21 protein-coding genes are annotated in these 18,507 nt (G+C 44.7%); 11 read left to right on the plus strand and 10 right to left on the minus strand.

Features of this window, described 5'->3' with window-relative positions; translation table 11 throughout:
- Positions 1 to 74: 74 nt before the first annotated feature.
- The 7 genes from rlmA to R7R78_RS07410 all read left to right on the plus strand — a co-directional run bounded on the left by rlmA (position 75) and on the right by R7R78_RS07410 (position 5,809).
- Entirely contained in the window at positions 75 to 902 is an 828-nt protein-coding gene (rlmA, locus tag R7R78_RS07380) for a 23S rRNA (guanine(745)-N(1))-methyltransferase (protein WP_005380691.1), read from the plus strand.
- A 98-nt stretch (positions 903 to 1,000) separates the two neighbouring features.
- Positions 1,001 to 1,948 (plus strand): ChaN family lipoprotein, encoded by a 948-nt coding sequence (locus R7R78_RS07385; protein WP_213871948.1) that lies wholly within the window; start codon positions 1,001 to 1,003, stop codon positions 1,946 to 1,948.
- Positions 1,949 to 2,199: 251 nt separating this feature from the next.
- Positions 2,200 to 2,559, plus strand: coding sequence for a hypothetical protein (locus tag R7R78_RS07390; protein ID WP_005380688.1), 360 nt, complete (start codon positions 2,200 to 2,202; stop codon positions 2,557 to 2,559).
- Positions 2,560 to 2,957: 398 nt separating this feature from the next.
- The gene (locus R7R78_RS07395; protein WP_005380687.1) at positions 2,958 to 4,535 is read left to right on the plus strand and encodes an alkaline phosphatase; all 1,578 of its coding nucleotides are present in this window, start codon (positions 2,958 to 2,960) and stop codon (positions 4,533 to 4,535) included.
- Between the two features lie 136 nt (positions 4,536 to 4,671).
- On the plus strand, positions 4,672 to 4,971 hold the full coding sequence (locus R7R78_RS07400) for a ribbon-helix-helix domain-containing protein (RefSeq protein ID WP_005384938.1): 300 nt from the start codon (positions 4,672 to 4,674) through the stop codon (positions 4,969 to 4,971).
- Positions 4,972 to 5,111: 140 nt separating this feature from the next.
- Entirely contained in the window at positions 5,112 to 5,507 is a 396-nt protein-coding gene (locus R7R78_RS07405) for a VOC family protein (RefSeq protein WP_005380685.1), read from the plus strand.
- Positions 5,508 to 5,524: 17 nt separating this feature from the next.
- Positions 5,525 to 5,809, plus strand: coding sequence for a putative quinol monooxygenase (locus R7R78_RS07410; protein WP_005384942.1), 285 nt, complete (start codon positions 5,525 to 5,527; stop codon positions 5,807 to 5,809).
- A 69-nt stretch (positions 5,810 to 5,878) separates the two neighbouring features.
- On the opposite strand, the gene R7R78_RS07415 is transcribed toward R7R78_RS07410, so the two are convergent.
- Positions 5,879 to 7,558 carry a mechanosensitive ion channel family protein gene (locus R7R78_RS07415; RefSeq protein ID WP_005380681.1) on the minus strand — a complete coding sequence of 560 codons (1,680 nt, stop codon included), beginning with the start codon at positions 7,556 to 7,558 and terminating at the stop codon, positions 5,879 to 5,881.
- A gap of 191 nt (positions 7,559 to 7,749) precedes the next feature.
- Positions 7,750 to 8,190, minus strand: coding sequence for a YcgN family cysteine cluster protein (locus R7R78_RS07420; RefSeq protein WP_005384948.1), 441 nt, complete (start codon positions 8,188 to 8,190; stop codon positions 7,750 to 7,752).
- 188 nt (positions 8,191 to 8,378) lie between these two features.
- Between R7R78_RS07420 and R7R78_RS07425 the strand changes: the two genes are divergently transcribed.
- The 3 genes from R7R78_RS07425 to aqpZ all read left to right on the plus strand — a co-directional run bounded on the left by R7R78_RS07425 (position 8,379) and on the right by aqpZ (position 9,943).
- Positions 8,379 to 8,627: a GlsB/YeaQ/YmgE family stress response membrane protein gene (locus R7R78_RS07425; RefSeq protein ID WP_005380625.1), complete on the plus strand. Its 249-nt coding sequence runs from the start codon at positions 8,379 to 8,381 to the stop codon at positions 8,625 to 8,627.
- A 138-nt stretch (positions 8,628 to 8,765) separates the two neighbouring features.
- Complete coding sequence (locus R7R78_RS07430) at positions 8,766 to 9,014, plus strand: YkgJ family cysteine cluster protein (protein WP_017820793.1); 249 nt, start codon at positions 8,766 to 8,768, stop codon at positions 9,012 to 9,014.
- Between the two features lie 230 nt (positions 9,015 to 9,244).
- Positions 9,245 to 9,943 (plus strand): aquaporin Z, encoded by a 699-nt coding sequence (aqpZ, locus tag R7R78_RS07435; RefSeq protein ID WP_225473381.1) that lies wholly within the window; start codon positions 9,245 to 9,247, stop codon positions 9,941 to 9,943.
- 51 nt (positions 9,944 to 9,994) lie between these two features.
- On the opposite strand, the gene recR is transcribed toward aqpZ, so the two are convergent.
- The 7 genes from recR to R7R78_RS07470 all read right to left on the minus strand — a co-directional run bounded on the left by recR (position 9,995) and on the right by R7R78_RS07470 (position 15,741).
- Positions 9,995 to 10,594: a recombination mediator RecR gene (recR, locus tag R7R78_RS07440; RefSeq protein ID WP_005380619.1), complete on the minus strand. Its 600-nt coding sequence runs from the start codon at positions 10,592 to 10,594 to the stop codon at positions 9,995 to 9,997.
- A 30-nt stretch (positions 10,595 to 10,624) separates the two neighbouring features.
- Complete coding sequence (locus R7R78_RS07445) at positions 10,625 to 10,954, minus strand: YbaB/EbfC family nucleoid-associated protein (RefSeq protein WP_005380618.1); 330 nt, start codon at positions 10,952 to 10,954, stop codon at positions 10,625 to 10,627.
- A gap of 82 nt (positions 10,955 to 11,036) precedes the next feature.
- The gene (dnaX, locus tag R7R78_RS07450; protein WP_213987472.1) at positions 11,037 to 13,142 is read right to left on the minus strand and encodes a DNA polymerase III subunit gamma/tau; all 2,106 of its coding nucleotides are present in this window, start codon (positions 13,140 to 13,142) and stop codon (positions 11,037 to 11,039) included.
- Positions 13,143 to 13,150: 8 nt separating this feature from the next.
- Complete coding sequence (gene apt / locus R7R78_RS07455) at positions 13,151 to 13,696, minus strand: adenine phosphoribosyltransferase (protein WP_225473383.1); 546 nt, start codon at positions 13,694 to 13,696, stop codon at positions 13,151 to 13,153.
- A gap of 162 nt (positions 13,697 to 13,858) precedes the next feature.
- Entirely contained in the window at positions 13,859 to 14,299 is a 441-nt protein-coding gene (locus tag R7R78_RS07460) for a YbaN family protein (protein ID WP_044129468.1), read from the minus strand.
- On the minus strand, positions 14,280 to 14,411 hold the full coding sequence (locus tag R7R78_RS07465) for a hypothetical protein (RefSeq protein ID WP_005380608.1): 132 nt from the start codon (positions 14,409 to 14,411) through the stop codon (positions 14,280 to 14,282). The genes R7R78_RS07460 and R7R78_RS07465 overlap by 20 nt, the downstream gene beginning before the upstream one ends.
- A gap of 223 nt (positions 14,412 to 14,634) precedes the next feature.
- Complete coding sequence (locus R7R78_RS07470; RefSeq protein ID WP_225473384.1) at positions 14,635 to 15,741, minus strand: response regulator; 1,107 nt, start codon at positions 15,739 to 15,741, stop codon at positions 14,635 to 14,637.
- Positions 15,742 to 16,030: 289 nt separating this feature from the next.
- Between R7R78_RS07470 and R7R78_RS07475 the strand changes: the two genes are divergently transcribed.
- Positions 16,031 to 16,906, plus strand: coding sequence for a LysR family transcriptional regulator (locus R7R78_RS07475; RefSeq protein WP_005384959.1), 876 nt, complete (start codon positions 16,031 to 16,033; stop codon positions 16,904 to 16,906).
- A 65-nt stretch (positions 16,907 to 16,971) separates the two neighbouring features.
- On the opposite strand, the gene purF is transcribed toward R7R78_RS07475, so the two are convergent.
- A complete protein-coding gene (gene purF, locus R7R78_RS07480) occupies positions 16,972 to 18,486 on the minus strand; it encodes an amidophosphoribosyltransferase (protein WP_005380592.1) in 1,515 nt (504 codons plus the stop codon).
- Between the last annotated feature and the right edge of the window lie 21 nt (positions 18,487 to 18,507).

The following is an 18,507-nucleotide window of genomic DNA, read 5'->3' on the forward strand; positions in this document are numbered from 1 at the left end:
TCGGCTCTTTTTGTTTCACTTGAGACCATGCTTTTTGATAGAATTTGCCGCCCTACTTTCTGTTCGAGATCGTCATGAACTATCAATGCCCTCTATGCCACCAAGCTCTAGCGTTAAATGAAAAAACGTTTAAGTGCGAAAACAATCATCAGTTTGACTTAGCAAAAGAAGGCTACGTTAACTTGATGCCAGCGCACCACAAACGTTCTAAAGATCCTGGTGACAACAAAGAGATGATGCAAGCTCGTCGTCGATTCCTCGAAGGAGATTACTACAACCCAATGCGCCAAGAAGTGGCGCAGCTGTGTGCAACATACACTGAGGGGAGCACCCATCAATTATTAGATATTGGTTGTGGTGAAGGTTACTACACAGATCAAGTACAAAAGACGATAGAAACACAAGCGAACCATGCCACGATTTATGGCTTAGACATTTCCAAAGTTGCCATTCGTTACGCGGCGAAGCGTTACACGCACTGCAACTTTAGTGTGGCTTCTAGTCACCGACTTCCCTTCGCAAATGAATCCTTAGATGCCATTTTGCGCATTTATGCCCCGTGTAAAGCTGAGGAGCTGCAGCGCGTTGTAAAAAACGACGGCGTTGTTGTCACGGTTACTCCTGCTAGCCGCCACTTATACCAACTGCGTGAGCGCATTTATCAAGAAGTTCGTCTTCACAATGAAGAACCAGAACATATTGAAGGGTTTGAATTAGAGCACCAGCAGCATCTTAACTATGTTATGGACTTGAAAAACGGAGCCGCAATCGATTTATTGCAAATGACGCCATTCGCATGGAAAGCAACCGATGCTCTTCGTGAAGAGTTGAAATCCGCTACACTTTTCCAATGTGAGGCTGATTTTATGTTGCGTGTATATCGCAAAAAAACACTCAATTAATAAGTCAAAAAAAACAACAAACGCAAATAGTTATCATTTATATTGATTCATTGCTCAGCCTCCATTAATATCATCCGGACATTTTTGGAGGCTTTTCAATGCGCTTTTCTACTTTGAGCTTGCTCTTTGCAGGCTTACTTACTGGTTGCTCTTCATATACGCACACCAACTCTCACGCAACCTCAGCGGAAGTCACTAGTTTTTACGACTACCAACTATACACCCCTTCTGGCGAGCATATCGCTCTAAGCAAACTGCCAATTGAGCTGCAACAAGCAGATGTCATTCTTATTGGTGAATGGCACACACACGCCGGCGTTCATCGCTTTCAAACCGATATGCTCAAACAACTTACGTCCTACGACCGCTCACTCGCGTTATCTATGGAACAATTTACCCGCGACAAACAACCTGTTGTTGACGCTTACCTACGTGGGGAGATCGGCGAACAGTACTTAATGAAACAAGCCAACGCTTGGCCCAATTATGAAAGCGACTATCGCCCTCTCGTGGAGTTTGCTAAGCAGAAAAATCTCCCGGTCATTGCAGCAAATGCACCAAAGAGCATTGTTCGATGCATTGGTCGACAAGGGCTAGATTACATTAACAAGCTCGATGATGATCAGCGGATGTTCATTGCACAAGCCATCAACACTGGTAGTAGTCCGTACAAAGAAAAGTTCATGGCATCCATGCATCACGGTAAGCCAGAGCAGACGGAAAAACAGTTTGCAGCTCAAGTTACTTGGGATGAAACTATGGCGGAATCTATCGTTAGCTACCTAGACGACAACCCAGGCGCTCAGGTTGTCCATGTTGCAGGCAAGTTTCACACCGAGCAAGGGTTGGGTACGGCAGCATCAATCTTAAGCCGCAACCCGAGCTTAAAAGTGGTTGTAATTAGCCCAACAGATAACGTGCTTTCCGATAATACTGACTATCAGTTAGAGGTTCTCGCACCACCAGTACGGTATGTACAAGATGCTCACCGCATGGCGGCATATCAACATCTAACTAAACGCAATAACGATCTTCAATGTAAGTAGCTGGTCTTCAATTTAAGTTACTACCTTGTCGTTGCGTTGCATCATCACACCGCTCCGAGTTCATCGAGTGACAAGGGTCTGCTTCCTGCTGGTCTATTTTTTGCTAATGATCACCAATAGAAACTAGAAGCGGCAAAAGCAGACCTGTTTTTATCCAAATAGCTTCAGAAATAAACTTTGCCGCCGATAAAAATATAACTGCTTTTTACCCGCACTCAGTGACCGAGTGTCGATGTTCCAAGGAGTATTCGATGAATCCAGTAGGAAGCACTTCTGTTAATAGCTATGCCAAACAATCTGTCGCCTCTAAACAAGCAAGTATTGCACAAGAAGAAACTAGTGCTTCGCCGCTGAAAGTCGAACACAATAAGGTGACGCTTTCGACCGAAGGCAAAGCGCTACTTGCCGCTCTGCAACAAATCGAGCACGACAGCAAGAAAATAGAAGCAGAAGATAAATCTGTTGGTGAAAAGGTCGAATCTTTCACGCATGGTGCGCTTGGCATGGATCACCCCGATAAAATCGAGAAAGAAGAGGATGGCTCATATTCTGCGGGTCAATACCTTTCTGCGGCACTTACCGTTGGTGGCATCATACTGGCATTAGTCTGATAACCAGTCTGATAATCGTCACGACAACAAATCCTATTTGAACCAAACACTTACTGCAGCCCATAATTTAATAAGCCAAAGAACGATATGATGCAAACGTAAGTGAATTCGACCGCTCTTGTGGCCCGATAATACATGCTCGTTTATTGCTCCCTAAACTAGGTTTCTTGTGAAGGCACTGAATGGATAACTTTAGTCCATGCTTTCAACTCCTAAGCGTAATCCAAGCCCACGTTTGTGGGCTTTCTTCTTTCCAAACTAACGAACGTTAGAGAGCGACTCATTTTTTCTGCAAAACCAAACAAAAACGACAATTTGGTTAAACTTTTATTACCGACACAAAACCTTCATAAATCATTGCTTTAATGCCTGCGCTTTCAATAAACAAGGAAAATATAATGAAGCGCTTAGTATCTCCAATCGTTACGGCAGTGGCTGCATCTACCCTCTCTTTCAACGCACTCTCAGCTGAAATCAAAAACGTCATTTTGATGATCGGCGACGGCATGGGTCCTCAACAAGTTGGTTTACTCGAGACCTACGCAAAACACGCACCTAACTCGGTTTACAAAGGCGAAAGCACAGCGTTATACAAACTCGCTCAAGAAGGTGTGATTGGATCATCACTGACCAATCCAGAAGACGCAATTGTCGTCGACTCTGCGTGCTCAGCTACGATGCTAGCGACAGGAATCCCTACCGCTTCTGAAGTCATTGGCATTGATAGCCAAGGCAACCATGTCGAAACTATTTTGGAAAAAGCCAAAAGTAAAGGTAAAGCGACAGGGCTCGTCTCTGATACGCGTATGACCCACGCAACGCCAGCAGCATTTGCCGCTCATCAACCACATCGCTCCCTAGAAAACAATATTGCGGCGGATATGCTCGAAACAGGCGTAGACGTGATGATGTCTGGTGGACTTCGTCATTGGATTCCAAAGTCGACAAACGACAAGGGAGAGACATACGAGCAACTTGAAAAGCTCACTCAAGGTAATGTCTACCTAAAATCGAAACGCAAAGACGAACGCAACTTGCTTGCCGAAGCGCAAGACCAAGGCTATAGCTTAGCTTTCAGCCGCGATATGCTCACACAAGCTAAAGGTGACAAATTACTTGGACTTTTTGCTTACTCGGGCATGAACGATGGTATTGCCTACAGTCAAAGCAAAAACGATCCAAAACGCACGCAGCCATCGCTGAAAGAAATGACCACCAAAGCAATCGACATTCTTTCAAAAGACAAAGACGGTTTTTTCTTGATGGTTGAAGGCGGCCAAATTGACTGGGCTGGCCACAGTAACGATGCAGGTACGATGCTGCATGAAATGCTTAAATTCGATGAAGCGGTAAACTCAGTTTATGAGTGGGCAAAAGGCCGTGATGACACCCTGATCATTGTTACTGCTGACCACGAAACCGGCTCTTTTGGCTTTAGCTACTCATCAGCAAACTTGCCTAAACCACAAAAACGCGACGGCGAAGCATTCAAAAATCAGGATTACGCGCCAAACTTCAACTTTGGTCAGTTCGAGATCCTCGATGGTTTATACAACCAAAAGAAAAGTTACTACGGCATGATCAGTGAATTCCAAGCGCTTGATAAGAAAGAGCAAACTCCAGAGAAGTTTGCGGAAGTCGTGAACGCAAATAGCGATTTTTCGATTACGCCTGAGCAAGCAGAACGCGTATTAGCAAGTAAACCAAATCCATACCGACTCGCTGGACACAAATACTTAAGCGAAGAGAACGTACCGACAATCAATGACTTTGATGCTTTCTTTCCTTACAACGACCGTGGCAACTTGCTAGCGCGTGAGCATGCAACAAAGCAAAACACAGTATGGGGGACGGGTACTCATACGCATACTCCTGTCAACGTATTTGCTTGGGGACCTGCAGAAACTATCCTTCCGGTATCAAAAATCATGCACCACTCGCAACTAGGCGAGTACTTGAAGCAACAAATTAAATAATCAACTTGCACTTACTTCACAACTCGTGATGTTTCAACGCTCTCGCAAGGGAGCGTTTTTTTATGCATGAAAACAGTTGACGTTTTAAATCGTACATCACAATAATTATGGGTCTTTAATTATATGAATAAAGAAAATGTGCGAAATCTTTGCTAAGCAACCCCAAGACAACTATCAGTTCATCACCCGCTCTATCCGTATTGATGGTCACGCGACCAGTGTAAAACTTGAAGCGAGCTTTTGGACAATTCTTGAGGAAATCGCTAGTGCTCAAAACATGACGGTTCCTAAATTCATAAGCACTGTTTATCAAGAAGCACTCGAATACAATGGTGAAGTGAACAACTTTGCCTCCTTACTTCGATGCGCTTGCCTCACTTACGCCCGCCAACCTCAAGAGACCACTCGTCAAGCACTTGCGCAACTTAACAGTTAATAGCAACCAACCGAGCAATAACCATCCTAGGCTATGCATCCGTATTATAAACCCTTGAGCATCTTCTAATTTGTCGTACTAGAGTACTACCCAGACTCCTTTTGAAATCGCTAACCTGTGCGGACTATCAAGGAGTACCTATGACAAAAATGATTCACACCATGATCCGAGTAAGTGATCTGGACCGCTCTCTACAATTTTACTGTGACGTACTTGAACTAGAAGTCGCTGATCAATACATCTTTGATGGCTTTTCTCTAACCTATCTAGCCAACCAAGAAACTGGCTTTGAATTGGAACTGACGCACAATCACGACCAAAGTGAGCCCTACACTCACGGCTCAGGTTACGGCCACCTTGCCGTCAGCGTGGAGGACATTGAACAAGCCCACAAACGCATTAAATCTCTCGGCATTGAAACTGGTGACATCAAAGCCTTTGACCATCAACAAAAGCATTTAGCAACGTTCTTTTTTGTAACCGACCCTGATGGTTACAAAATTGAGTTCCTGCAACGCCAAGGGCGTTACCTATAACAAAAAGAGTAAACATTATGATTCACTTGACGGCTACCTTTCATGCACAACCGGGAAAAGAACAAGAGTTGAAAGAGGTACTTACCCGAGCGCTTGAACCTACTCGCAATGAAGAAGGTTGCGTTCGTTATCAATTGTTCCAAGATAAAGACAATACATGCCACTTCGTTTTTCAGGAGCAATTTAAAAACCAACAAGCATTTGAGCTTCATGGTAAAACAGAACACTTTGCTCTTTTGATTAGCCAGATCGACAACTTGTTAGAATGCGAGCCTAAACTGGTGTTCTTTAACGAACTGTAACTATAGCGCTAACCGAAGATCAAAAAAGGCACTCTATCTAGAGTGCCTTTCACTAGTTGGGACCTGTGATTAAGCGTCTTGCTTCTCCACCATATGCAAATGCACATCTTGTTGTGGGAAAGGAATCGAAATACCTTCTCGGTCGAAGCGTAGTTTCACCTCTTTTGTCACATCCCAGTATACATCCCAGTAATCATCCGTTTTTACCCAAGGACGCACAATAAAATCTACAGAAGACGTATTTAATGTATGAACTTTGATCATTGGCTCTGGAGTGCGAAGTACCGAAGGGTGAGAGGTAATGATATCAGACAATACTGACTCCGCTTTTAAGAGGTCATCCGCATAGCCAATGCCAAACACCATATCCACGCGGCGAATGCGTTCATGCGTGACGTTCTTAATAACATCTCCCCAGATTTTGCTGTTAGGCACAATAATAATTTGGTTATCAAACGTACGGATTGTGGTGTTCACCAAACTCATATGGCTTACCTTGCCATCCACACCGCCAGCATACACAAAATCACCAACATCAAATGGGCGATAAATAAGCAGCATCATACCCGCCGCGAAGTTGGATAACGTGTCTTGCAACGCGAAACCAATAATCACACCAGCAATACCGAAACCGGTTAGGATTGGCGCTAGGTTCAAACCAAGCTGAGATAAGCCCACCATGATACCGATCACCCACACGAATTTGCCGGACATCGAGATAAAGAAGTCCTGCATCAAGTGGGAAAGTTTTAAGTTTTTCGATGCAACTGCTTTACGGACGACTTTGCGAGTTAACTTAGCCAGTCCGCGAGCGATCAATAAAATCAGCGCAAAAACAAACAACTGGAAGATATGCTGCGGTGCATTCTCGGCAAACCAATCCAGTGCCGAGTTGGACCAGTGACTCAGTATTGACCACACAACTTTGGTATTCAGTAAATCATGGGTGATATTACCCGTCACTTCAAAAATTTGGCGTTTGTATTCAGACGTTTCTAAACCGACTTTATCACCAATTGAAATCAGGTTGCGTAAGCTTTCTGTCGCAATATTTAGCCTTTGTTTAGTAATGAGCTGACTAAGTTGCAACGACGCTTTTTCCGACTCTGGGCTAGACGAAAGTTGGGAGCCAATGATCTCACTTTGCTGACTCAAGTACTCAATTGAAGCAGACAGTAAGCGCATACGTTTATCAATTTTATCTTTTAGTTCCGCTTCTGCGCGCTCGTTTTGGGCCCCTAGCTCCTTCAACCAAGCGAGATTTTGCCAGCTCGAATCGAAGCTAACATCAAGATAACGCTGTAGCTCTCGATAATCGTTAACAAGAGCAAGCTTCTCTTCATCCTTAGCCTTATTTAAATCCTCGACGACTTTCTTTATTTTTTCCGATAGATAGTTCGTCGCGTCCTCAGAGTATTGTTCTTGTTTTTTAACTAGCAAGATCAGCTTGTCGCGAGAGATAGTTTCACGTTCAATCGCTGACGCTAACTGGCTTCTTAATTCTTCATTCTTTTGGAATAGTTGCAGTTGAAGGGCGTCACGCTCGTCGCCACTCGCTTGCGAGAGGCTTTGGGATAAATCCACAATCTCTCGGTTCAAGTTGTCAATCGAGATTTCGGCAGCAGAAGGCTCTTGGATATCGTCAGTAGCAGTCGCATGAACAGCCATTGGGGAGAACATAATGACGGCAAGTGCGAATAATGTCACCCAAGATGTCAGGCGCAGTTTCTGGGGGAAATGAAACGTCATGTTTACCTCATAGGGAACAATCCTGATCAAAACAATCAGGAATAGAAGTGTAAAGCGTTGAAATCATACTCCTAAGTTTACAACACTAAATAATAAACTGAGCAGCATTTCGTTAGCGAGACGTCAAAGTTGGGAGCCCCAATAGCAAACAAGCCTTTCATTTAATCAATGAAAGGCTTGTTTTTATTCGACTAAGGACGGTTGGGATGATTTAAAATATGGTCTTCCCAATCCACCACATCAATCTCGTAAACAACTTTGTTACGGACACTTTCCCCAGCCGCATGCATTGCGGACTTAGAGCCTGTAATCAACGGATGCCATTCTGGTAAAGGCTGCTTTTCAGCCAACAGACGGTAAGCGCACGTGTGTGGCAGCCAAGTAAAATCGTCGATGTCTTCTCGGGTCAGCTTGGTGCACTCTTCACCCGAAGTGAAACGGTTTGGGTAATCCTTACATGAACACGTTTTACTGTTCAGCCAGCTACAAGCCACATTGGTATAGTAGATTTCATCGGTATCTTCATCCATCAGCTTATGCAAACAACATTTGCCACAACCATCACAGAGAGATTCCCATTCCTCTTCTGTCATCTGCTCTAACGATTTACTTTGCCAAAATGGAGTGCTCATACTTCAGGTCTCACCAAGGGAATTTAGGGGGCGATTTATACTCTTCTCAACGCAAAAGTTCAAGTTTTGAGAAGATCTTGCATCCTTCCCACATAACGGTGGAGATATTCAACTACTTTCGTTTTACTGTTCTATCCTTAAACAAGTTTCCATTACTCAATTGTTCAAGAAGGCATTAAGGAGTTTTCATGGGTATTATTTCTTGGATTATTTTGGGCTTAATCGCCGGCGCACTTGCTAAATGGCTCATGCCAGGAAAAGATGGGGGCGGTTGGATTGCAACAATGTTACTTGGTATTGCAGGGGCATTTGTAGGTGGCTTCCTTGGCGGCATTCTCGGTTTCGGCGGAGCAACTGGCGTCAACATTGGTAGTATCATTACCGCAACACTAGGCGCATTTATTCTGTTGTTTGTTTATAACCGTTTCTTAAAATAATCACGATGATTTAAAAGCAAAAAACCAAAAAGGGAGCGTAATGTTAAGCGCGCCCTTTTGTTTTTTTCTTTATTCACTCTTCCAATCCACGTCAAAATGACCATAATTGCCCCCTTAATTTTTTAAGAGGTTTACATTATGGATTGTCGATTAGGATGTGGAGCGTGCTGTATTGCGCCAAGTATCTCTTCACCAATACCTGGAATGCCCAAGGGCAAACCTGCAGGTGTTCGTTGTGTGCAACTCAACGACGACAATTTGTGCAAGCTATTTGGTAAGCCTGAACGCCCTAAAGTCTGTCACGATTTTAAACCGTGTCCGATTGTATGCGGCAACACCAATCAAGAAGCACTCGACAACATCACTGAATTAGAACAATTGACGTAATGCGACTCTAGACCACACGTTTAAAGTTAGTACCTCGGTTGTTTCTCTCCGAGGCAGTAATCAAAGCAAACTCAAGATTTAGCACTCCCCCCCCTCAGCCTTTTATCTCACCCTTGAGAACTCTTGCCACATAGCGTTCCATTTGCGGTTTTTGCGCGATCTCCCTCACAATTTATTGACAATTCTCGACTATGTTCAGCGGGTCATTTAATTAAAGATCAGGAAAGAACATGAATAAGTATTTGGCTGAGGCTTTTGGCACGTTCTGGCTAGTGTTAGGCGGCTGTGGTAGCGCGGTGTTGGCTGCGAGTTTCCCTGAAGTGGGTATTGGTCTGTTGGGCGTTTCTTTGGCATTCGGTTTAACCGTTCTGACGATGGCATTTGCTATCGGTCATATTTCAGGTTGTCACTTGAACCCTGCAGTGACAGTTGGCCTTTGGACTGGCGGTCGTTTTGAGACAAAAGACGTTGCTCCCTACATCATCTCACAGGTGATCGGCGGGCTTATCGCAGGTGGCGTGCTTTACGTTATTGCATCTGGACAAGCAGGATTCGATGTTGTGGGTTCTGGCTTTGCCGCCAATGGTTATGGGGAACACTCTCCAGGCCAATACTCGATGATCGCTGCACTTGTGACTGAAGCTGTCATGACGATGATGTTCCTGATTGTCATTATGGGTGCAACAGACAAACGTGCGCCACAAGGCTTTGCACCTATCGCAATTGGCCTGTGTTTGACTCTCATTCACCTGATCAACATTCCTGTCACCAATACGTCAGTAAACCCTGCTCGTAGCACGGCAGTCGCAGTATATGTGGGTGACTGGGCGGTTTCTCAGCTATGGCTGTTCTGGGTTGCGCCTATTGTGGGTGGCGTGCTTGGTGCGGTTATCTACAAAAACCTTCTTGGTGAAGAATCGAACGATTAATCGTTCCCAACTCCCAAGATCAAAAAAGCCGCTGAGTTCAGCGGCTTTTTATTAAATTCTGTGTCGACCTAATAGCGAATGTGACAACGTCGTGCCATCAACAAGCTCTAGCTCCCCACCGACAGGCACACCATGCGCGATGCGGCTGGCATCAACTTGGTGCTCTTTACATAGCTCTGCGATGTAATGGGCAGTGGCTTCACCTTCAACTGTTGGGTTTGTCGCCAAAATCACTTCGGTAATATCACCGCGACGTAAGCGGTAATCAAGGACATCTAATCCAATATCACTTGGACCAATACCATCTAATGGCGACAAATGCCCCATAAGAACAAAGTACCGACCAGAATATTGGCCTGTTGCTTCAACGGCTGCGATGTCTGCCGGGCTTTCTACCACACAAATTTGACCATTTTCTTGGCGTTTTGGGTTGGTACAAATGTGACAGACTTCTTCTTCGGTGAAGGTTCGACACTCAGTACAATGACCTATTTCTGTCATTGCCTGACTAAGCGCATCTGCAAGCTGCAAACCGCCTTTTCTATCGCGCTGTAACAAATGAAAGGCCATACGCTGCGCTGACTTGGGGCCAACCCCAGGTAGACAACGTAAGGCCTCCATCAATTGCTCCAGCATATGACTGGTACGCATTAAAAGTCCGCTTAATTAAATATCAGCAGATTAGAATGGCATTTTCATGCCTGGTGGTAGTTGCATACCGCCAGTTACAGAAGCCATTTTTTCTTTTTGAGTTTCTTCAACACGACGGGCTGCATCGTTGAACGCCGCAGCGATCAGATCTTCAAGCATTTCTTTGTCGTCTTCCATCAAACTTTCATCGATGTCAACACGACGTACGCTGTGACTACCAGTGATAGTAACTTTAACTAGGCCAGCACCAGACTCGCCAGTTACTTCCATATTCGCGATTTCTTCTTGAAGCTTTTGCATGCGATCTTGCATTTGCTGGGCTTGCTTCATTAGGTTGCCCATACCGCCTTTACCAAACATGTTTATCTCTCTGGTTTAATGAGGTGTTGCATCAATTAATGGGGTTATACCTTTGGGTTTTCAACCCCATTCCATTCGATTATTAGATAGGGCGCACACTATCTTTATCAAGCTCTGCAGCAAAACGACGTTCAATAAATTGAACATTTGGATCGTTTTCTAAACTGTTCAGCGCTTGCTGTAATTTCTCTTGGTAGAGCCTATCTCTCAGTTCAAGTGGTGTTTCTCCACTCTCCCCTATTTCGATGCTCATGTGGCACTCTTCACCTAACACGGTATTAAGTGCTTTGAGCAATTCGGCTTGAGCTCTATCAGTATTCAAATGAGCTTGGCTGCTTCTCAATAGTAACGAAACGGTTGTTCCTTCCTTACTATAATGAGAGTTTAGCGCAAGTTGCTCTACCAGCTTAGGGATCTCCATTAAGCTGATTAGCTTCGCCCATTCATTATGTTCTAATGACTCATCGATGAGCTTTTGTGCCATTTCAGGCGTTTTCTCATGCTCAAGTGCCTGCTTGAGCTGCGTAGGTGTCAGTTTTGTATTTACTTTTGTCTCAACAGGCTTGCTTGGACGCCAGCGATACGCTTCCTCAACTTGTGGCTCCGTCGACTTCGGAGCTGAGTTTGGCGACACCTGCGCGGAATTGCCATGCAATTGCGCTACTCGGTCGATAACCGATTCTGGTTGTGCAGATGCCGCTTTAGGCTTTTTTGAGCCACCATTTTGAGGAGTGTTCTGTTGTAGGCCTTGACGCTGAGAACGTAATTGGTGACGTAAACCGCTTAGACCACCGCGCGCCGGTGTTGAAACGCTCTCTTGCACTTGTTGAGGTGGCGTTTCATGCTGCGGTGCAGGGTTTTCGCTCATCGGCGGCGCCATATCATACTGTGGCGGAACCCTCTCATATCCACTCGCGTGATATTCAGGTTGTGAATTGGATGAAGGTTGAGGCGCCACTTGTGGTGAGCTTTGTGCTGGACTCGGCTGCTGAGCTCGAGGAGCTGCTACTGTCTGAGCTGGTACAGTCTTTGATTGACTGGCACTTTGAACTGGGGCTGAAGCTGATTCGCAGTTACTGGAAACAACATTTGCCCCACTGTTACTTGATGGGCGGAACGCCATCATACGCAGCACAATCATTTCCAGACCGACTCGCCCATTTGGCGAGAGGGTCAAATCTTCACGACCTTTCAATGCAATTTGATAGTAAAGCTGAACGTCTTGCGGGCTTAGAGCTTTACTCAACAACTCGATTTTTTCTGCATCTGGCTGCGCTCGGTCTAGCGACGCTGGCAGCGCTTGATACATCGCAATTCGATGAAGCTGTGTTGCGACTTGCTGCAACAAACCATCCCACTCAACACCATTTGCTGCTAATTGCTGGATTTTATCCATGGCTGGTTGAGGTTGCTTGCTGCTGATTGACTCTAGTAAGTGAATCGCTTGGTCGGTATCAATCGTCCCCAACATGTGGCTGACAATATCGGTTTGCACCGCACCGTTACCTAAAGCAATTGCTTGATCGGTCAAGCTGAGAGCATCACGCATACTGCCATCTGCAGCATGTGAAATCATACCCAGTGCTTTTGGTTCTGCCGATACTTGCTCTTGACCCAAAATGTAGTCAAGTTGCTGATGAATATCATCAACGCTGATCGGTTTGAGATGGAACTGTAGACAACGCGACAATATAGTAACAGGCAGCTTTTGTGGATCGGTTGTCGCGAGTAAGAACTTCACATACTCTGGCGGCTCTTCCAGGGTTTTCAACAACGCATTGAAAGAGTGACGCGATAGCATGTGCACCTCATCGATGAGGTACACTTTAAAACGTCCACGAGCAGGTTTGTATTGAACGTTGTCTAACAGTTCACGAGTGTCTTCAACTTTAGTACGTGATGCTGCGTCGATTTCAAGAAGATCGACAAAGCGACCTTCATCAATTTCACGACAAGTATCACACTTACCACAAGGTGTCGCGGTAATGCCGGTTTCGCAGTTCAAGCCTTTGGCAAACAGCCTACCGATACTCGTTTTACCCACACCACGAGTCCCGCTGAACAGATAAGCATGGTGTAAACGGTTTTGCGCCAGTGCGTTTTCCAACGCCGTCAGGACATGTTTTTGTCCGACAACTTGGTCAAACTGATTAGGACGCCATTTTCGCGCTAAAGCTAAATAACTCATTGAATGTATTAATGTCCTTCAAAATCGCAGATGCTGTACACGTTTAGACCTAGTGCTTCTAAACGTTTATCGCCACCGATTTCTGGTAGGTTGATAACGAACGCAGCGTGCTCAACTTCACCACCCAGTTGGCGAATCAGCTTAGTCGTCGCTTCAATAGTACCGCCCGTTGCCAATAAATCGTCGACAACCAGTACTTTGTCGCCTTCAACGATGGCATCTGTATGGATTTCTAGTGTATCAACGCCGTATTCAAGCTCATAAGATTGAGCAACAGTAGGGCGTGGTAGCTTGCCTGGTTTACGCACTGGTACAAAACCAACACCTAGCTCAAGCGCTAAAGGCGCGCCAAATAGAAAGCCACGAGCTTCCGTACCCACAACCTTGGTAAAGCCCATACCTTTGTAACGTTCAACAAGTAAGTTGATCGTTGCTTGGTATGCTTTCGCGTCTTCAAGAAGGCTCGTCACATCACGAAATAGAATGCCTGGCTTTGGGTAGTCTTGGATGCTTTTGATGCTAGATTTGATCAGTGAAATTGTTTCTGTAGTCATAATACCGATTTACTTAGATTGGCTCATCGCCCTCTCTAATCGCAGTATCACGAGGGCAACGAACAATAGGTTTTCACCACTATGTGCTTATTTTCGTAAAAGTCACAGGCGCTGAAAATACAAACGCCCACTCGAAGAGCGGGCACACTATTCTCTACAATCTTAGTGATTTTCTTCTCGGTCAGCAACCAACTCAATCACAGGCAGACGCATAAACCAGCTGAGTAAAACGATTAGCATCACTAAAAGACCAATTTTTACCCAAACGAGGGGGACAACAACGATTGAAACCATGAAACTAAGCGCAATAAAAATCGCACCACGCTTTTTTACTTTTGAAGTAACAGCCCGATGCTTATGCCAATTGTCGAGAATGGGTCCAAACGTTTTGTGGTTATGTAACCATTGATGAAATGCGGGGCTACCACGCATAAAACATGCGCTAGCAAGCAAAATAAAAGGTGTGGTGGGTAAAAGTGGAAGGGCTATGCCGGCTATGCCGAGCACAATACAGAGTCCACCAACAGTATTGAAAAAGTAACGCTTAATACGAATGGTGAACTCCGGTACAAAATAGCTAGGATTAAAAGCCTGCGTAACCATTCATTACACGAAGCCAGGTTAGCGTTGCAGGAAGTGTTGGGATCAAAAGAACTGCAATAAAACCTAAAAAGTAAAAAATATTATAAGGCTCTTTAAAATCTTTGTCTGCCATGATGTGTCTTCTCACTAGTTGACTTTGCTTCTCCCAAGGCACAGCGTTAAATTATCGTTGCACAAATGGGTCATTATTGTTTTAAGCGCTGACTATACATTAAACAGCCAAATCTAAACACCAGTAAAAAGTAAGGTTATTGAACTAAACGTATGTTGTTTTGGTGGTTCTAAAAAGATAATAAGCAGCGTAAGGACGCTGCTTATTGGTTTGCAAGTCATAATTATACTAGTCGGGATTTCCGGGTAATACTTAAACTAAAACTTGAAGAACCTAAACACCCGATAGACAACTGTCCTGCAACACTAAGCGGTAAATCGCGGGTGATGAAGTTTTTCATACTTCCTCCCCCTAAACGGTTACCTGCTGCGATGTGTTGATTCGTATTTCCGTCAGACCAATGGCTATCTAAACCCGCAGGCAATATAGAGACCGAGGATGAAGCGAGGTCGGCGACACCAAACACAGCATTGACTGCACCCGCACACTCCGAACACTCAATTCCTTTTTCAATGATCCCTACCATGTCCTTGAGATCAGCACTGAAACTTTTCAAGTTACGGAGATAATCGTCAAACAATGCCCTAACGAGCAATGTCGTCGCAACTCCATCATTAGCTTGGGAAGCAGAATCAACGAGATAAAACGCAAATTGACCATTCATTAACCAACGATAATCGAAAACCAAGGGCATCACATCCGTCGATTGCAATAAACGGTACGAGCAGCGCCAATCTCCCTGAGCAGCATCCTTCTCTGGCAATAGCGCTTGCAGTAAATCTCTTGCCGCACTCGGATTCTGTTGTAAATATTCCAGATGCCAATACAGTTCTTGTTCATCTGGGATTTCACCACCATCATCAACTCTAAACCACTGACTTGAAAAGTCACGTTGTTCTGAGAAGTGACTATCGGTATCTTCTAGCGTATTCTCTATCGCCTGAGATAGGTGCTCATAATTACCTATCGGTTTAGGAAGAAAATCTTTAATACCAAATCGCAACGCTTTCGCGACATCGGACATTTCATCCGTGCCTGATACCACGATAAGCGGCATATATGGGTATTCGAGACTAACTTCTTCGACGAACTCGATACCATCTAAGACCGGCATCGATAAATCACATAAGATAAGATCGGGTTGGCATTCCCTGAGTTGTTGAAGCGCTTCTAGACCGTTTCCTGCTTCTACTACTTTAAAACCCTGACTTTCTAAATAGGCATTGGTTACTTTACGAAATATTGGATCATCGTCCACCAACATTATTAGTTTTTGATTAATCACTTCCTGTGCCGAGACCATTGCCGTTTGACTGTGAGTCTTAAACATACCTTTATCCCTCACAAAGCTCAGTCAAAAAAACAGATTTATTATTAAGTCATTATTTTTGTTGTGTTTACTTCCAGCAAAACGTGTCACAGCAAGACCTGAGGCCGCTTCGCCTTGTTATAAAACTTAGCTCGGAAACTGCATTAATACAAATATTACGGCGTATAACAGTATTTACTCAAACAGGGTTGCTGTGTTCAAATGATGCAACATGTTGACTTAAAGCAAGCTTTGATCACAAAGTTAATTATAAATTAACCGTAATCGGTAATTTAATGTGTCTGGAAATATGAAATTAGATGACTTAAACCTGTTTCGACTGGTTGTCGAAAATGGGAGCTACACCGCAACTTCGCGAAAAACCATGATCCCGGTTGCGACCATCACCCGACGCATTCAAGCGCTAGAAGACTCTGTCAATCTTCGACTATTGAACCGTCATGCTCGCAAACTCTCGCTCACTGAAGCAGGGGAACGTTTTTACCATGAGTGCTCTCCTTTACTACAAAGGCTAACAACCGCAGCAGAGGAAATCACTGACGACTGCCGAGGAGCATCCGGCAAGATTAAGATATCCGCACCTTACAACTTAACTAAACGAATGATGATGCCGATGTTCAACAGCTTTATGAAGCAGTACCCGGACATCAACATTGAGCTAACGACAGAGAATAATGCGGACAAGCTTGACCCTACTGAATGGGATGTAATTTTTCGAGTGGGACCGCAACGCGACTCTAGCCTCATCGCTCGTAAGATTGGCGAAGTGAAGGATATTCTCGTTGCAAGCCCTGACTATCTAACCTCGAATCCTGCGCCACATCATGCAGAAGAGCTCTCTAACCATTCATTGCTAAAAGGGTACCCGCTTATTAAGTGGACCTTGATTAATAGCAAAGGCGAGTCTGTGGTGAATGTTGATCGTGGTCGTTTTCAAGCAAACGCGCTCAATGTGGTGCGCAGCGCTTGTTCCGAAGGTTTAGGCATCACACTAATGCCAGATGTCATGATCAAAGAGTACATCGAGAGCGGCGATTTGGTACGCGTACTGCCAGATTGGAGTGCAAACCCGCGCGACATTTATATGCTTTACAACCACAAAGATCACCTGCCAGAGAAAGTTCGCCTCTTTATTGACTTTGTGATCGCTTATAACATTCACTAATTAGATAGCGAAAACAAAAACCAGAGCCGAAGCTCTGGTTTTTTTACGACTTAAGAAAGCGCATCCTATGCGCCTTCGTTATGAAGCTCTAGGTTTGCTAAATCCTGTTGGATTTCAAGTTGTGTTTTCGCATCATCATTACGAAGACCATCTAAGAAATCTAGGTATTGTTGGTCGATATCACCCGTTACGTATTCGCCGTTAAACACGGAAGTATCGAACTGAGTAATGTCTTGGTTTCCAAGACCTACAGCCTCTACCAAATCTTCTAGACGTTGATAAATAAGCGCATCGGCACCAATCTGCTTACAAATTGTATCGTTGTCACGGCCATGGGCAATAAGCTCTGTAGCACTTGGCATATCAATGCCGTATACGTTCGGGAAACGAACTTCAGGAGCCGCTGAGACCATGTACACTTTCTTGGCACCAGAATCACGAGCCATCTCAATAATCTGCTCTGACGTTGTACCTCGAACAATAGAGTCATCCACCAGCAACACATTCTTACCTTTGAATTCCGAACGAATAGCATTCAACTTGCGACGTACTGATTTCTTACGTTGTTGCTGGCCAGGCATGATAAACGTACGTCCAACATAACGGTTTTTCACGAAACCCTGGCGATAAGGGATATCGATCGCTTGAGCGATTTGCAGTGCAATGTCGCAAGACGTTTCAGGGATAGGAATGACAACATCGATATCAAGGTTTGCGTAATCTTCACGAATACGTTCGCCCAGCTTTTTACCCATTTCAACGCGAGCGCTGTATACCGAAATTTTATCGATGAACGAATCCGGACGAGCAAAGTACACGAACTCGAAAATACAAGGGTTAAGCTTAGGATTATCTGCACACTGCTTCGTGTAAAGCTCACCGTCAAACGTTGCGTAAATCGCTTCACCAGGTGCGACATCACGGACGAAATCAAAACCGACCGCATCCAATGCCACCGATTCAGACGCAACCATGTACTCTGCTCTGCCGTTAACTTCACGCTTACCTAAACACAGCGGGCGAATACCGTGTGGGTCACGAAATGCAATCATACCATGACCAATGATCATGGCGGTCACAGCATAAGCACCGCGAATTGTGCGATGAACATTGGTGACTGCGCGGAATACGTCTTCGGTCGTGACATTTCCTTTTACTGAGTCAATTTCGTGCGCCAGTACATTTAGTAATACTTCAGAGTCTGAAGTGGTATTGATATGACGGCGATCTTTTTCAAACAGCTTCTGACGAACTTCGTTAGCGTTGGTCAAGTTACCGTTGTGGGCAAGTGTAATACCGAAAGGAGAGTTTACGTAGAAAGGTTGAGCTTCTGAAGCACTTGAACTGCCTGCTGTAGGGTAACGAACATGACCAATTCCGACCTCGCCTTGCAGGCGCTGCATGTGTCTTGCTTCAAATACATCCTTGACTAAACCGTTCGCCTTACGCAGACGAAAACGATTGCTTTCTATGGTACAAATACCAGCGGCATCTTGGCCACGATGCTGTAACACCGTTAACGCGTCATAAATAGACTGGTTTACAGGCGTTGTGCCCACGATTCCAACAATACCACACATGTCCTAATCCTCGATTTGCGA

The sequence above is a fragment of the Vibrio sp. 2134-1 genome (genome assembly GCF_033339495.1).